This window comes from Microbacterium tumbae, from assembly GCF_054780175.1.
Genome location: NZ_BAAGWV010000001.1, coordinates 281,312 through 296,808 on the forward strand (window position 1 = coordinate 281,312; position 15,497 = coordinate 296,808).

A 15,497-nucleotide genomic window follows, 5' to 3' on the forward strand; every position below is an offset into this window, starting at 1 on the left:
ATCGATCCGTCGTCATCGGCCGCATCGGATCCGGTGGGTCGCACGGTGGGAAGGGAGCGTGCATGGCAGTCCTTCCCGGTCGCGCCGCGTGCGGGCCGGTCGTCCTCGCGTGGGCCCCCGCGCCGGATCCCGCGGCACGCTCACTCCTCGGACGGGAGCTGCTCGGCGCGCTTCTCAGGGAGCTCGGCGAGGGCGACACCCGCATCGCGCGCCGTTGCGCGCACTGCGGATCCGCCGATCACGGACGTCCCTACACCGTCTCGGAACGGGCCGTCGTGAGCCTCAGCTACGCGGAGGGCGTCGCGGTCGTAGCCGTCGCCCGCAGCACGGACGCCGGTGCCGTCGGTGTCGACGTCGAGCCCGCGTCCGCCGGACCGCTGACCGGCCTGGCGGCCCTGTTCGCACCCGATCCGCCGCCGGACGTGCGGGGCTGGACCGTCATCGAGGCGGCGGTCAAAGCCGATGGTCGCGGCCTGCGCGTACCACCGGGAGAGGTGCGTCGTAGCGGATCGGACGGATCGATCCTCCCCGGCGGCGAGCGTGTTCTGCTGCCAGGCGGCAGGGTGCTCGAGGCCGCCGCAGTCTCGGCGCCGGCCGGCTTCCTGATCAGCGTCGCGATCGATCCCCGCCCAGGATCGGGCCGGTGAGCACGGCGGCCTTCTCCCCCGCAGGACCCGCGGGGAGCTCGGGAAGCGCCTCCTCGTCCAGCCAGCTCCCGAACAGCTCCGCGAGAGACTGCTCGCTGTGCTGCGCGGCAAGCGCGAGAAAGGCAGCCGTCGTCCCCGTCGCATAGGCGTGCGCGGACGTCCAGTCGCGCAGCACGGCGAAGAACGCCTCATCGCCGATCGTGAGCCGCAGCGCATGCAGCGTCAGCGCACCGCGCGTGTAGACCCGGTCGTCGAACATCGCATCCGGGCCCGGATCGGCGACCACGAGATCCTGCGCGAGGTCCGCCAGCCTGGCATGGTGCGCGAGCGCCCTCGCGTGCGCGCTCGGCCCCCCGGCGGCCTCCGACCAGATCCACTCCGCATAGCAGGCGAAGCCCTCGTTGAGCCAGATGTCCTGCCAGCGGGCGAGACCGACGCTGTTGCCGAACCACTGATGCGCGAGCTCATGCGCGATGAGGCGCTCGAGGCCGTGCTCGCCGTCGATGTGGTTGGCGCCGAAGATCGCCGAGGCCAGCGCCTCGAGCGGGATCTCCAGGTCGTCAGGGGTGACGACGACGGTGTAGTCGGTGAACGGGTACGGCCCGAAGGCCTCCTCGAACACCGCCATCATGCGCGGCAGATCCTCCAGATCGGCATGCACCCTGGCGGCGAGCGCCCGGGGGAAGAACACGCGGCCTGGCACATCGCCCAGCGGCATCCGCTCCTCGACGTACGGGCCGATCTGCAGCGTCATGAGATACGTCGCCGTCGGGACGGGGATGTCGAAGGCCCACACCGCCCGCCCCCGCTCGGTCCGTCGGGTCGCCGGGACGGAGCCGACCACCGTGTAGCCGGGATCGGTCGCGATGCGCACCGTGTAGGTCGCCTTGTCGTAGGGCACGTCGTTGCAGGGGAACCAGGTGGGCGCCCCGGTGGGCTGCGAGGCGATGAGCAGACCGTCCTCGAGCTCCTCCCAGCCGAGGGCGCCCCAGCGGGTGCGGCGTGGCGACGGCGTCCCCGCGTAGTCGACGCGCACGCGCACGATCTCGCCCACGGCGACGGCGCCGCCGAGGGCGATCTTCACCTTCCGGTCCGTCTGCGTGAAGCGCGCTTCGGGCCGTCCGTCGACGCGCACCTTCCGCACCCGGAGCCCTACGAGATCGAGCCAGAGCGCGCTGGTCTCCTCCTCGATGCGCACGTCGAGGAGGGCGGTGGCGCTGAGCCGGTTGGCGGAGAGCTGGTACTCGAGATCCAGCGCATAGTGCTCGACGCGGATCCGCGCGTCGCCGGCCTGCGGGATGTACGGGTCCGCGCTCATCCGTCCGCCGCCTGGTATGCGCGGACCTTCACAGCGCGCCAGGGGCCGATCGGGTTCCCGCTCCACCTGCTCCCCGTCGGGACCGTCTCGCCCCGCATCACCAGGGATGCCGGCCCGACGGTGGCGTCGGCGGCGATCGTGGCCGCCGGCAGCACGACGGAGTGCGGGCCGAGCGTCGCGCCGGATTCCAGCGTGACCGTGTCGATGCTCATGACCCGATCATGGAACAGATGGGTCTGAACCACACAACCGCGGTTGACGGTGGCGCCGTCTCCGAGGTGGACGAGATCGGGCTCCGGAAGCCAGTAGCTGTCGGTCCAGACGCCGGTCCCGATCCGCGCGCCGAGGGTGCGCAGCCACACGACGAGAGCCGGAGTGCCGGCTGCCGCATTCGCGAACCACGGCGCGGCGACCATCTCGGTGAACGTGTCCGCCACCTCGGTGCGCCACACGAAGCTCGACCACAGCGGATGCTCTCCGGAGCGGATCGGTCCGACGAACGCCCACTTCGCCGCGGTCGTCGAGGCTGCCGCGACGGCCCCTGCGACCAGGAGCACCACGCCGGAGAGCACGACCGCTGCGAACAGCCCCGCCGTCTCGAGGAGCCATGCCAGGCTGAGGAGCACGGCGAGGCCGAGCGCGCAGGTGAGGACGACCGGGACGATCCGGCACATCTCCCAGAGGGCGCGCGCGAGCCGGAGAGCGGGACGCGGCCGGTAGGTGCGCTCCAGGTCGGAGTCGTTCACGACGCGACGCAGGCGGACCGCCGGCGAGCCGAGCCAGGAGGAGCCCGGCTTGGACTTCTCCGGGGCGACGGCGAGCACGGCGATCAGACCGTCCTTCGGCACGCGGTGGCCGGCGGCGGCGAGTCCTGAGTTGCCCAGGAAAGCGCGCTTGCCGATCCGCGCCCTGGCCAGGCGCATCCATCCGCCGCTGAGCTCGTAGGTGCCCACCATCGTGTCGTCGGCGAGGAACGCCCCGTCGTCGATCGTGGTCATGCCGGGGATGAGCAGGACGGTGGAGGCTTCCACCTCGCGGCCGACCTGGGCGCCCAGCAGCCTCAGCCAGATCGGCGTGAACAGGCTGGAGTAGATCGGGAACAGCAGGGTGCGCGCGGAGTCCAGCAGCCGTTCCGTCGTCCACGCCTGCCAGGCGACCCTGCCGCGCACCGGGTGCACGCCCTCGGTCATGCCGATCGCGAGCAGGCGAACGCACAGCACGACGACGCCGGCGAACACGACCCCGGTCAGGAGCACGGCGGGCACGAGCCAGGCGAGCAGAGGCGCGACGGCGGCGCCGAGCGAGGCGGCGCCGCGGACGCCTGCGGCGAGCACGAGACCGCCGGCGGCGAAGGCCACAAAGGGCAGCAGGCCGAGCAGCGCCGAGGAGGCGCCGTAGGCCCACAGCCAGCGGCGGGGTGAGGGCGGCGCCGTCGGGGCGAAGGGCTTCGAGGCGCCGCCGACCCTGACCGCGGGCGAGCCGGCCCAGCGCTGACGGGCGCGCACCCTGCCGAAGACGGCGGACCCTGGGGCGATCTCGGCGCCGCGGCCGATCTTCGCTCCGGGGGCGAGCGTGCTCCGCGCTCCGATCGTGGCCTCGGAGCCGATCCGGATCTCCCCGATGCGGACGGTGTCGCCGTCGATCCAGTAGCCCGCGAGGTCGACCTCGGGCTCCACGGAGGTGCCGTCGCCGATGTGCAGCATGCCGGTCACGGGCGGGAGGGAGTGCAGGTCGACGTCCCTGCCGATCCTCGCGCCCAGTGCCCGTGCGTAGGCGATCACCCAGGGAGCTCCGGCGAGGCCGACGGCGTCCACCTGCTGCGCGATCTGCTCGGCCAGCCAGAGCCGCAGATGCACGCCGCCGCCGCGCGGATAGTCGCCCCCGCGGACGCCGGCCAGCAGCAGGCGCGCCGCGACGGCGGCGATGGCCATCCGCCCGAACGGCGTCGCGAAGAGCACGAGGCCCACGACGATCACCCACCCTGGCGCGTCGGGAAGGAACTCGAAGCCCGGCACGAGCCGCAGCAGCCAGCTCGCGGTGAGCAGCCAGGTGAGCCAGCGAGCGCCGGAGAGGATGAACAGCGGGATGCCGAGGAGGGTCTGCACCCACTGCATCCGGCGCGGGGTCGGCCGCGCCTCGCTGTAGGCACGAGGTTCCTCCTCGTCCGCCTCCTCCTCCACGGCATCCGCCATCTGCTTCAACCGCGGCAGATCGTAGACGTCGGCCATCGTGAACTCGGGAGCCCTGGTGCGGATGCGGGAGACGAGCTGCGCCGCGGCGAGCGAGCCGCCGCCGAGCTGGAAGAAGTCGGCGTCCTCCGCGTTCGGCCGGGTGCCGAGGACGGCGAACCACTGCTCGGCGAGCCAGGCCGCGGCCCCGGAGAGGGCGGAGTCGCCGGCGCCGGCATCCGGCAGCGGCCACGGGAGGGCGGCCTTGTCGACCTTCCCCGAGGTGCGGATCGGAAGATCCTCCACGACGGCGAGGAGCGGGATGAGCGGGGCGGGCAGGGCTTCGGCGAGCTGGGCGCGGGCGCGCTGCCTGTCGAAGCCCTCCGCGGGGACCACGTAGCCGACGAGGAGGGCGATGCCGGCATCCGTCCTGCGCACCGCGACGGCGGCGGCGGTGACGTCGTCGACGGCCTGCAGCGCCGATTCGACCTCGCCGAGCTCGATGCGTCGACCGCCGATCTTGACCTGGTCGTCGACGCGGCCCTGGAAGAGCAGCCCCGCAGGATCGGCGCGGACCATGTCGCCTGAGCGATAGGCGCGCTCCCAGCCGAGCGACGGCATGGGGGCGTACTTCTCCGCGTCCTTGGCAGGGTCGAGGTAGCGGGCGAGTCCGACGCCGCCGATGATGAGCTCGCCGACCTCGCCGTCCGCGACCGGCTGCCCCTCGGCATCCACGACCGCGAGGGACCAGCCGTCCAGCGGGAGGCCGATGCGCACCGGTCCCCCGGCATCGAGGAGGGCGGCGCAGGCGACGACGGTGGCCTCGGTCGGGCCGTAGGTGTTCCAGAGCTCTCGTCCGTCGCCGACGAGGCGCGCGACGAGCTCTGGCGGGCAGGCCTCACCGCCGAAGATGAGCAGGCGCACGTTCTCGACCGTGTCCTGCGGCCAGAGCGCCGCGAGGGTCGGGACGGTGGAGACGACCGTGATCCCATGTCCGACGAGCCAGGGGCCGAGGTCTTCGCCGGAGCGCACCAGAGCGCGGGGCGCCGGCACGAGGCACGCGCCGTGCCGCCAGGCCAGCCACATCTCCTCGCAGGAGGCGTCGAAGGCGACCGAGAGGCCGGCCAGCACGCGGTCGCCTGGGCCGAGCGGGGCATCCTGCAGGAACAGCCGCGCCTCGGCGTCGACGAACGCCGCGGCGGAGCGGTGCGAGACCGCGACGCCCTTGGGCGTTCCGGTGGAGCCCGAGGTGAAGATGATCCAGGCGTCATCGTCGATCTCGGGCGGCGGCACGATCACGGTCGCCATCGTGCTCGGATGCGGGTCGGGCGTCTCGAGGATCGCTCCCTCGGCCCCGCCCTCGGTAGAGGCGGGCCGGTACACCCCGCCCCCGACGATGACGCCGCGCACCTGCGCCTCGCCGAAGACGAGATCGGCGCGTTCCTGCGGATCATCGGCGTCGACAGGGACGTAGGCCGCGCCGGCGGCGAGGATCGCCAGGATCGACACGTAGAGGGCGCGCTCTCCCGACGGCATCCGCACGCCGACGCGGTCGCCGCGGCGGACCCCTTGCTCCACGAGGCGTGCGGCCGTCACGTTCACGCGGGCGAGGAGCTCGGCGTAGCTGAGCGCGCCATCGGGGTCCTCGATCGCGGAGGCCTCCGGATGCCGCGTCGCCGTGTCGCGGAGGATGTCGATGAGGGTGCGCGGCGCCGGAGCCAGGGGGCTCCGATCGTATCCTTCCTGCACGGGAGCCCCGATCAGGAGGAGAGGAGGGAGATCAGCTGCGCCTTGCTGAGGCGGGAGTAGCCCGTGCGCCCCTCAGCCCGCGCGCGGGTGCGGAGCGCGGCGACGGTGAGCGCGGAGAGGTCGGATGCCGTGTCCGTGATTGCCGTACGCGCGGGAGCCTTTCGCGCGGGAGCCTTGGCCACGACAGACGTGGTCTCGACCGCGCCGGTCACGGCCGGCTCGGTCTGCTCCTGCACGGGTTCCGCAGACACGGATGCCACGGGCTGTTCGGGGGCCGACTTCGTCCCCTCCGCTGAGGACTCCTTCGACGTCTTCTCGGAAGGAGTCCTCTTCGATGCCTTCGCACGCGGAGCCTTCTCCTCGGCCGTCGTAGAGGCCGCCTCGGCGGACCCGGTCTTCTTCGACGTCTTCCCGGCATCCTTCTTCGACGACTTGGCCCCAGCGGCCTTCTTCGCGGCCGCCTTCTCCTCGGCCTTCGCCTTGGCGGCGATCTTGGAGACCGCCTTCTCGACCCGCTCCGTCGCCTCGTTCGCGACCTTGGCGACTTTCTTGGGCTTGTCCGCGAGCCTCTTCTTGGAGACGTCAGCCGCGTCCTTGGCTTCTTCGGCGAGGCTCTTCAGCTTCTTGGCGTCCTTCTTGGGGAGTTGCTTGCTGAGCTTCTTCGCATCCTTCGCGGCAGCCGCGGCGGCGTCGACCGCCGCCTCAGCCGTCTTCTGCGCGCTGGTCTTCTTCGCCATGGGAGTCCTCATCATCCGGTCGGCCGCCACAGCGACCGAGAGTGAACGCCCAGACCATAGCGAAGGCGGGTGAACGGCAATCAAACCCCGCGATCTCGGAGAGGCCTCGTTCCATCGCCGCACGGATGCACGGACTCAGAAGGGACCCTTGGACGGCTTTCCCCATAAGGCATCTGCGTTCGGGCGCCGCGCCCCCAGACGCCACCATGCGTCCGACTCCACCAGCCCGACGCTCTTCTCGATGAGGTCATGATCCGACGGTGGCGGGAGCGGGGGCGCACCCTTGAGAAGCGCCACAAGAGTGATCACGATGACGCTGATGAACACTGCGGCGACAGCGAGCATCACGGGCCCGAAAAACGCACCATCGAGAAAGCTGCCCGCGAGAAGGAGGACATACCCGACCCCGAGCAACACGGCGACCACGGCATAAAGCGGCGCATCCGCAAGCATCACCGTGACCAGCGCGCGGAGATCGCCCCGAAACCGCACCATGAACAGCAGCGCGGCGGTGGAAGCAGCCAGCGGTATCAGAAGCACAACGACGAAGTATGCGACGCGAGAGGGGACATCATCCGGGTAGGCGAAGACCGCGACGGCCGCCCAGAACCCCAGGAGGACTGTCCAGACGAGCGTGGCCCCGACGAAGATCAGAATCCATTTCCTCAACACCGCCAGAAGGTTCTGGAGGTGCAGTCCGTTCGAAGGTTCCGAGCCGGCCAAACCTGCGAACAGACTCATCGCGGCGGCCGTCCTGCCCCGCCGTTCGAGCGTCAGACCGAGCAGCTGCAGTGTGTACGGATCGTTCGGTGCCATCGACAGCGCGACGCGCAAGGCATGCTCCGCGGCCCGGTATCGGCCGATCAGCAGGTGGACGTGACCGAGCACATGATGCGTGTACGCAATGTCGGGGGCGAGCTCGATCCCTCTTCGGGCAGCCGCGAGCGCACGATCCGATGCGTCTCTCCCGTTCACCATGGCGTCTGCGAGTGCGAGGGTGGTGTGGCTCTGCCACGCCATGGGTTCGATCCGTAGTGCACGCTTCGCCGCGTCCAATCCTTCCCAGGGCCGGGCGGACTCGACCGCACTGAGTGCGAAGAGACGCAGAGCGTCCGTGTTCTCCGGGTCCTCTGCGAGGAGTCCCCGGAGATGCCCTCGCGCCTGTTTACCCTCGCCGAGTCGCTCCAAGGCCCGAGCGAGTATCAATCGAGCACGCGAATCGTGCGGCTCGGAGGACAAGACACGTAATGCCACGTCCTTCGCTCTCTGCGGCTGACCTGCGTCCAGGAGCGCTTCTGCAAGAGCCGGATCGCCTCCCGAAGGGCTCATAGGCGCCTCGTGCGCTTCAGGTAGTCCTTGAGGTCGTCGTACATGCCGCCGCTGTTGCCGAACAGGGCGATATTCCGTGCGGACGTCAACCAGTCGCCTATCGAGGAGCGGACGGTGTTGACGGCGTCGAGCAGATCGCTCATCCGGATATGGCGTGTCTCGCCGGTATGGACGCTGTCGAGCAGAGCGGTCTCCGTCGCCGATTCGCAGATATGGGCGATATCCGCCCCGCTATATCCCTCTGTGCGGCGGGCGAGGTCGACGACGTCGACACCCTCGATGGGACGATCACGCAGATGCGTGCGGAAGATCGCCTCCCGCGCGGGCTGGTCGGGGGGAAGGACGAGCACCATCCGGTCCAGCCGACCGGGCCGGCGAAGCGCCGGATCGACATCCCACGGCTGATTGGTCGCAGCCAGAATGTAGACGCCCTCGTTGCCCCCTGCGGACATGCCGTCGAGCTCCTCGAGCAGCTGGGCGACCACTCCGCGCATCGGCGTGGAGCCCATTCCGGTCCTGCGCTGTCCGAGAGCATCCACCTCGTCGAGAAAGATCACGCAAGGGGCATGGCGCCGGGCACGCTGGAACTGCTCATGCAGGTTCTGCTCGCTCACGCCCAGGAACGGATCGAGCACATCCGTGAGCTGCAGCGTGAGAAACGACGCACCGAGTTCGCCGGCGAGCGCCCGCGCGAGATAGGTCTTCCCGCATCCCGGCGGCCCGTAGAGGAGCAGGCCCCCACGAAGCCGCTTCCCGTACAAGCGGCGTAGCTCCGGGTTTCGTAAAGGAGCGAGGAACGAGGCCGTCAGACGATCCTTCACCTGCTCCATGCCGCCGACGTCCGCCAGCGTGAGCGTCGGGCGCTCCGCCTCCGGTTCAACGGGGGACGTGCCGGATGGCGCAGACTCGACGAAAGCAGGGCCGACGATGTCCGCCACCTGCTCTTCGGCTGCGCCCCAGTCATAACCCGAACCGGCCCCGACCGCATCGACCGGCGGTGCGTCGTGCTCGCTGGGCCGCGAGCCGCCGGCGAGCGCCCATCGCATGAGTTCGAGCGCCCGACCGTTGGACGGGTCTGCGGCGAGCAGGATGCCGAGGTGCGGGATCGCTTCCGCGAGCAGGCCGCGTTCGACGAGCAGTTCCACCGCATGAAGCCGCAGCGCCATGTCCTCTGGCGCGTTCGTCACCGCACGCAGCATCGCTTCGACGAGGGTATCCTTCACGCCGCAATCCTATTGCGACGTGAAAGTCGGGAGAGATCCCACAAGTCCAGCGGCATCGTGGGAGTGAAGGAGTGAGGGCTGTTCTCGGATGCCTCCAACCGCCTACCGCAAAACGAAAACCCCTGATGAACAGGGGTTTTCATGGCGGTGACGGTGGGATTTGAACCCACGGTAGGGGGTTACCCTACACAACTTTTCGAGAGTTGCACCTTCGGCCGCTCGGACACGTCACCGCCGAACAGCTTACGCGACCGGCGCCGTCCGCGCTAATCCGCGCCCCGCTCCACCCCGTCGCCCCGCGAGAAACCACTTCGGCGTCGAGAAACCACCGTCGCAGTGGTTTCTCGCCGCTGGAGGTGGTTTCTCGGCGCACGCGCCCGCGCGGCCACGCGCCAGGCGCCGCGCGTTTAACCACCATGAGACTTCTCTTGCCGGATGAGACGACGCCACCCAGACGCAGCCTCATCCGGCAAGGGAAGTCTCGCCGGCCGCCGGCCTCACCAGGCCGCGGCGACCTCCGCGTGAGTGCGCAGGATGCCCTCGGTCGATCCCTCCGGCGCGCGGCCGATGCCGCACTCCGTCGCCACGCCGAACACCGGCGCGAACTTCGACGCAGCCGCGATCCGGCGCTCGGCGCCTGAGGCCCCGTCCTCGCGGTGCACGAGACCGAGATACAGTTCGCCGTCGTAGGCCAGCCCCGCCAGCGGCGCGAAGTACGCCTCGTCGTCGTGCGCGATCGGGACGGGCAGGTGAAGCCAGGTGATCCTCCGCGACGACGCCGCGACGACGGCGTTCGCGTAGCGGACCAGGTTCGCGGCATCCGCCGGCTCGAAGAAGTGCTTCTCGCCCGCATCGCCGTAGCAGAGGTGCACGCCGACCTCGACGTCAGCGGGCACGATGTCCACCAGCGCAGCCAGGCGCGAGACCAGGCCGTCGGAGGGCTCGCCCGGCCACCAGGCGTCCATCACGGCGCCGTAGCCGGACGCGCGCTCGATGATCCCCATCTCGCTGGCGACGTCCCATTGGATCGCGAGATGCTCGTGCGGGATCCCCCCCAGGATCGCCTCCACCTCGCCGCGCAGCGCTGCCGCGTACACCGGCTCGATGGCGGCGCGATCGTCGCCGAAGAAGAACGACGACACGATGGCGACAGGGGTCGGCAGCGACACCTGGAAGCGGATGCCCGTCGGGATGACGCCCTCGTCGCGCAGGCGGGCGAAGACGGCGTAGGACTCGATCGCCGCGGCTGCGTACCCGAGCGGCGGAAGCTGGATCGTCTCTGCGTCCACGCCATCGGCGATCCGCAGCGGGCGCGCGTCCAGACCCGCCTTGAACGGGATCGGCTCGTCGCCGATCCGCTCGAGACCGTCCGCCTCGCCCAGCACGTCGGGCTGGAACATGATCCAGTGGAACCGCTTGCCGACCTCGCCGTCCGGGATGCGCTTGAGCCGGTCGCCGAGCAGCGAGGCCGCCGCCCGCATCGTCGTCTCGGCGTCGTCGTAGTTCACGCTGCCCACCAGGAGGGCGCCCTGCACCTGAGTCATGCACCCAGGGTAGCCCCGCCGGAATATCCCCGGTGCATCCCCTGCGCAGCATCCGGACTCCAAGTTAGGATGTCCTAAACGCATGCCGAGAGGAGCGCACTCATGGACTTCGTGACCTCATCCGCTCTGCAGGAGACGGGCTACGTCGTGCTCGACCGCGAGGAGCGCCGCATCGATCCCGCCGAATGGCAGGGTCTGGAGTACGTCGGCTGGCGCTCGTCCGGCATCACCCGGTTCGCTCCGCTGGCCAGCTACGCCGGCGACGTGGAGTGCAACGGCTTCTGGAACCACACCCCTCCGCGCACCGACAAGGACGGGGTCTGGGTGAGCGGGCAGACCGACATCGCGCCGACGCTCGTCGCGCTCGCGAAGGAGCCGGGGGCGAACATCGGACGCTGCCGGGTCATCGAGCTGCAGCCGAACACCTACGGCGACGCGGTCTACAACCTCCATCAGGACGACAACAACCGCCTGAACGAGGAGGGCACGGGCTGGGTGGTCCGCGGCTTCCTCAACCTCACCGACGACGCCGACTCGCTGCTGATCCTCCGCGAGGACCGCTTCGACCCCGCCACCGAGGTCCGCCTTCCGCTGCCGGAGGGATCCCGCATCCTCGTCGACACCCAGCGCTTCTGGCATGCCGTGTGGCACCGCGGCTCCGCCCCGCGCTACGCGCTGATCACCTCGTGGACGTCCGGTCCCGAGCTGGACGCCTTCATCGCCGCGCACCACGGCGACGCCCGCTTCCCCGGCGCGCCCCTGGACCAGGAGACCATCGACGACGCGCAGGTCGAGCTGCATCGACGGATCGAGGAGCGCAGGCGGGCGTTCGAGGCCGCGGGCGTGACGATGGAGCCACCCGTCCCGCTGTACGGCTGATCAGGCCCGCGCGAGGTCGCCGGCCATCGCGAGACGGATCGTGCACTCCTCGGGCCGCTCGGCCGCCAGGACGCAGGCGGCGACGAGCGGCCCCCCGGCCTCCGTCAGGATGCCCTGCATCAACCCCAGATGCACGGCGCACAGCACCGGACGGTGCTCGGGACGCCCCGCCGCATGCGGGCAGGGGGTGAGATCCACGGTGAGGGCGCCGTCGTCCACGACCGGCTCGAAGCCGCTCTCCTCGAGGTGCTCGACGAGAGCGTCGAGCTGGTACGTGGCCTGCGGGCCGAGATCGGATGCCGTGCCCGGCATCACGCGGCGCAGCAGGTCTCCGCGGCGCGCGGCGGCCGTGACCTTCCGACGAGCCACGGGGCTGGACGCATCGGGGGCTCCCGTCGCCGCGCTGTAGAGCGTGCGCGGTCGTCCGCGGGTGGCGCGGTGCTCGACCTCGGAGATCACGTAGCCGCCCTCCATCAGGCGCTGGAGATGCTCGCGGACCGTGTTGGCGTGCAATCCAGTGGCATCGCAGAGCTCCTGGATCGATCGCCCGGCGCGGGACTGCACCAGGTGCAGGATCTGCACCCGGGAGTAGCTCGAGATGGGCCCGTACACGGGCCTGCCGGTCGCCATGCTCTCATTGTGTCCGATCCGGCTGATCGTCCGCCGGGTGCGGGGCCGTGAATAATCACGGTGTCGGATGCCGCGACTAGCCTTGCTGTATGGCAAAGACCCGTCCCGCACCCCCGGCGTTCGTCTGCACGGAGTGCGGGTGGACCGCCGCGAAGTGGGTGGGCCGCTGCGGCGAATGCCAGCAGTGGGGCACCGTCGTCGAGCAGACCGCCGCGGTGGGCATCGCCCGTCCGCAGGTGACGGCGCAGGCTCCGTCGGTCGGCGCCCGTCCGATCACGCAGATCTCCACCGCAGAGGCGCCGCGACGCACGAGCGGGGTCGCGGAGTTCGATCGCGTGCTCGGCGGCGGAATCGTGCCCGGGGCGGCGATCCTGCTCAGCGGGGAGCCGGGAGTGGGCAAGTCCACGCTGCTGCTCGAGGTCGCCGCCGCCTCCGCGAAGGCCGGGCGCCGTGTCCTCTACGCGAGTGCCGAGGAGTCGCCGGGGCAGGTGCGCCTGCGCGCCGAGCGCACCGGCGCACTCCACGACGAGCTCTTCCTCGCGAGCGAGACCGACCTCGCTACGATTCTCGGGCACATCGACGAGGTTCGGCCGGAGCTCGTGATCGTGGACTCCGTGCAGACCGTCGCCTCCTCCCTGATCGACGGAGCAGCGGGTCAGCCCAGTCAGGTGCGCGAGGTCGCGGCGACGCTGATCCGCATCGCCAAGGAGCGCGACCTCCCGATCGTCCTCGTCGGGCACGTGACCAAGGACGGCCAGGTCGCCGGCCCGCGCGTGCTGGAGCATCTCGTCGACGTCGTCTGCCATTTCGAGGGCGATCGCCAGACCTCCCTGCGGTTCGTGCGCGCCCTCAAGAACCGCTTCGGCCCGACGGACGAGGTCGGATGCTTCGAGATGTCCGGAGACGGCATCGTCGAGGTGCCCGACCCCTCCGGCCTGTTCCTCTCCCAGGGCGCGGCGGAGCCCGGCACCTGCGTCGCGATCGCGATGGAGGGTCGGCGAGCGCTTCCCGTCGAGGTGCAGGCGCTCACGATCGCCGCTTCAGGGCCGAACCCGCGCCGGGTCGTGCACGGGCTCGACGCCTCACGCGTGGCGATGGTCCTGGCGATCCTGGAACGCCGCGCGGGCATCCCCGTCGGCAAGCTGGACGTCTACGTGTCGACGGTCGGCGGGGTCCGGTTCACCGAGCCGGCCGCAGATCTCGCCATCGCCATCGCGGTCGCCGGATCGGTCCGTCAGAACTCGGTGCCGCGGACGGTTGCCGCCGTCGGCGAGCTGAGCCTGGCCGGTGAGGTCCGGCCGGTGACCCAGGCCGCCCAGCGGCGCAGCGAGGCGGCCCGGCTCGGCTATGTGCAGGTCGTCGACGAGCGCTCCGGCACCTTGCGCGCCGCACTCGACGACGTCCGCGCACGCGCCGGCCGCCAACGCCCGAACGATGACATCCCGCCGTTCTGAGGACAGCTCAGCGGGCGATCTCGAGAGCCTTCAGCAGTTCGGCCGGCGGCGCCTGCATGGGATGGGGGCCGGCGATGTCCAGGAAGACCGTCGTCACGGCATCCGCGTGCTTGCTGAGGAACCCGCGCAGCCACTCGGCCGAGTAGATGCCGACGCCGGGCGGGAGATTGGCCGGCTTGTTCTTGGCATCGCTGAAGAGCAGCAGCGCGACGTCGCCCGAGGCCGGGTCGCGGTAGGTCCACACTTCGCCGCTGTCGAGGGGATTGTCGCGGGCGCCGGGCGAGATCAGCGGGACGACGGTCGTCCCGTTGCGCAGGGCCAGGGCGACCGCCGCCATGTCCTGCTTCTCGAGCGCGAGGGCGAGCGCCTCCGAGCGGAACTCCTCAGGTGCCGGCTTCTTCTTCGCGGTCTTCTTGCGTGCCATGCGTCCAGCTTACGAAAAGGGGCCCTCTCGAGTCCTCCATTGGGGACTGGGGTACTCGAGAGGGCCCTCGGGTTCTCCTCCGGCGGATGTCGAAGCGCTGGGGACGCTGAAGTCGACGCCACTGGGGATGGCATGATCACCGAATAGTCCGGAGAACCGTTTCAATGGTATCCCAAAATACTGCTCGTGTCAGCCCCGTACGGGTTCGGCGATATGTTCCTCAGTTCAGGATGAACTGCCTGGTGGCCATGCTGTCGAACCCGCCGATCGAGACGGCCACGTGATATGAGGCTCCCCCGCCCGGCGCCCTCGGCCGATTCCCGTCGTCACAGGTGTCGACGCTCGACCGGGTGCGATCCCACACCACGGGCTCCGCACTCGTGACGGTCTCGCCCGCCTTCAGCGTCGCGATCTGATCGCTCGGGTTCTCCTGGCAGTCGGTGGAACGCCACCAGGTGTCCGCACCGCTCGTGATCACGAACTGCTGCGTCGTCGTCCCGACGTTGATGGTGCAGTCGTCGGCGCCGTTGTTCGTCAACGAGATCGACAGCTTCGGCAGCACGCCGTCGGCGTATGCCTCGGCATCCGTGGTCGCCTCCACGAGGATGTCGGGCGCCTCACAGACGACGAGCCCGGGCGTCTCCGAGGTGGCGGGCGTCGGCGTATCCGTGGCATCGTCCGTCGGCGGTGCCGTCGTCTCCACATCCTCGGCGGTCGGCGTCCGGATCGGCTCCTTCTCCCCGCCTTCCCATGGTCTCGCGATCAGAATCCATCCGGCAGCGGCGACGACGGCGACGACGAGCAGGGCCGCCAGGCCGAACACGAGACGCCGTCGGCGATAGACGGCGGCGGACTGCCGTGGTGCCATCAGATCACCTTCAGCATCCGGGTGTTGCCGAGCGTGTTGGGCTTGACGTGGGCGAGGTCGAGGAACTCGGCGACGCCCTCATCCGGGCTTCGCAGCAGCTGCGAGTAGACATCAGGATCGACGACCTGCTCGCCGATCGGCGAGAAGCCCCGTCGGGTGAAGAAGTCCACCTCGAAGGTGAGGCAGAACAGGCGGCTGAGCCCGAGCTCGATCGCACGCTCCTCCAGGGCGTCGACGATCGCCCGGCCGACGCCACGGTGCAGCCAGTCGTCGCGGACGAGGAGGGTGCGGACCTCGCCGAGGTCCTCCCACATCACGTGCAGGGCACCGCATCCGATGAGCTCTCCATCGCTCTCCGCCACGACGAACTCCTGCGTCGCGCCGTACAGCACGGCGAGGTCCTTGCCGAGCAGGATGCGTCGCTCCACCATCGGCTCCAGGAGGCGATGGATGCCGAGGATGTCGGCGCTGCGCGCGGGGCGGACCGTGTGACTCACGCCGTCCAGCCTAGGACGCGCACCCCGGGA

At 70.3% G+C, this 15,497-nt stretch carries 13 protein-coding genes, 1 tRNA gene and 1 pseudogene; 3 read left to right on the forward strand and 12 right to left on the reverse strand.

Features of this window, described 5'->3' with window-relative positions; genetic code table 11:
* Nucleotides 1-62 precede the first annotated feature (62 nt).
* On the forward strand, nt 63-647 hold the full coding sequence (locus ACYVGQ_RS01315) for a 4'-phosphopantetheinyl transferase family protein (protein ID WP_460782690.1): 585 nt from the start codon (nt 63-65) through the stop codon (nt 645-647).
* On the opposite strand, the gene ACYVGQ_RS01320 is transcribed toward ACYVGQ_RS01315, so the two are convergent.
* The 8 genes and pseudogenes from ACYVGQ_RS01320 to ACYVGQ_RS01355 form a co-directional block, all read right to left on the reverse strand.
* Complete coding sequence (locus tag ACYVGQ_RS01320) at nt 607-1,965, reverse strand: M1 family metallopeptidase (protein ID WP_460782691.1); 1,359 nt, start codon at nt 1,963-1,965, stop codon at nt 607-609. The genes ACYVGQ_RS01315 and ACYVGQ_RS01320 overlap by 41 nt on opposite strands.
* Nucleotides 1,962-5,882 (reverse strand): Pls/PosA family non-ribosomal peptide synthetase, encoded by a 3,921-nt coding sequence (locus ACYVGQ_RS01325; RefSeq protein WP_460782692.1) that lies wholly within the window; start codon nt 5,880-5,882, stop codon nt 1,962-1,964. Before ACYVGQ_RS01325 ends, ACYVGQ_RS01320 begins: the two co-directional genes overlap by 4 nt.
* Nucleotides 5,883-5,893: 11 nt before the next feature.
* Nucleotides 5,894-6,619 carry a hypothetical protein gene (locus tag ACYVGQ_RS01330; RefSeq protein WP_460782693.1) on the reverse strand — a complete coding sequence of 242 codons (726 nt, stop codon included), beginning with the start codon at nt 6,617-6,619 and terminating at the stop codon, nt 5,894-5,896.
* A gap of 135 nt (nt 6,620-6,754) precedes the next feature.
* A complete protein-coding gene (locus tag ACYVGQ_RS01335) occupies nt 6,755-7,639 on the reverse strand; it encodes a hypothetical protein (protein WP_460783906.1) in 885 nt (294 codons plus the stop codon).
* Between the two features lie 90 nt (nt 7,640-7,729).
* Nucleotides 7,730-7,948: pseudogene (locus tag ACYVGQ_RS01340) on the reverse strand (tetratricopeptide repeat protein); the annotation flags it as partial.
* Nucleotides 7,945-9,147 (reverse strand): ATP-binding protein, encoded by a 1,203-nt coding sequence (locus tag ACYVGQ_RS01345; protein WP_460782694.1) that lies wholly within the window; start codon nt 9,145-9,147, stop codon nt 7,945-7,947. The pseudogene ACYVGQ_RS01340 and the gene ACYVGQ_RS01345, both read right to left, overlap by 4 nt.
* Nucleotides 9,148-9,313: 166 nt before the next feature.
* Nucleotides 9,314-9,404: transfer RNA gene (locus ACYVGQ_RS01350), tRNA-Ser, on the reverse strand.
* 264 nt (nt 9,405-9,668) lie between these two features.
* Nucleotides 9,669-10,715: a hypothetical protein gene (locus ACYVGQ_RS01355; RefSeq protein ID WP_460782695.1), complete on the reverse strand. Its 1,047-nt coding sequence runs from the start codon at nt 10,713-10,715 to the stop codon at nt 9,669-9,671.
* Nucleotides 10,716-10,817: 102 nt separating this feature from the next.
* On the opposite strand from ACYVGQ_RS01355, the gene ACYVGQ_RS01360 reads away from it, so the two are divergent.
* Nucleotides 10,818-11,594, forward strand: a complete 777-nt coding sequence (locus ACYVGQ_RS01360) for a hypothetical protein (RefSeq protein ID WP_460782696.1) — start codon at nt 10,818-10,820, stop codon at nt 11,592-11,594.
* On the opposite strand, the gene ACYVGQ_RS01365 is transcribed toward ACYVGQ_RS01360, so the two are convergent.
* On the reverse strand, nt 11,595-12,224 hold the full coding sequence (locus ACYVGQ_RS01365) for a helix-turn-helix transcriptional regulator (protein WP_460782697.1): 630 nt from the start codon (nt 12,222-12,224) through the stop codon (nt 11,595-11,597).
* A gap of 89 nt (nt 12,225-12,313) precedes the next feature.
* Between ACYVGQ_RS01365 and radA the strand changes: the two genes are divergently transcribed.
* Complete coding sequence (gene radA, locus ACYVGQ_RS01370) at nt 12,314-13,678, forward strand: DNA repair protein RadA (RefSeq protein ID WP_460782698.1); 1,365 nt, start codon at nt 12,314-12,316, stop codon at nt 13,676-13,678.
* A 7-nt stretch (nt 13,679-13,685) separates the two neighbouring features.
* Here the strand turns inward: radA and ACYVGQ_RS01375 are convergent, their stop codons facing one another.
* The 3 genes from ACYVGQ_RS01375 to ACYVGQ_RS01385 all read right to left on the reverse strand — a co-directional run bounded on the left by ACYVGQ_RS01375 (nt 13,686) and on the right by ACYVGQ_RS01385 (nt 15,467).
* Nucleotides 13,686-14,102: a dehydrogenase gene (locus ACYVGQ_RS01375; RefSeq protein ID WP_460782699.1), complete on the reverse strand. Its 417-nt coding sequence runs from the start codon at nt 14,100-14,102 to the stop codon at nt 13,686-13,688.
* 220 nt (nt 14,103-14,322) lie between these two features.
* Nucleotides 14,323-14,970 (reverse strand): hypothetical protein, encoded by a 648-nt coding sequence (locus tag ACYVGQ_RS01380; protein ID WP_460782700.1) that lies wholly within the window; start codon nt 14,968-14,970, stop codon nt 14,323-14,325.
* The gene (locus ACYVGQ_RS01385; protein ID WP_460782701.1) at nt 14,970-15,467 is read right to left on the reverse strand and encodes an amino-acid N-acetyltransferase; all 498 of its coding nucleotides are present in this window, start codon (nt 15,465-15,467) and stop codon (nt 14,970-14,972) included. Before ACYVGQ_RS01385 ends, ACYVGQ_RS01380 begins: the two co-directional genes overlap by 1 nt.
* Between the last annotated feature and the right edge of the window lie 30 nt (nt 15,468-15,497).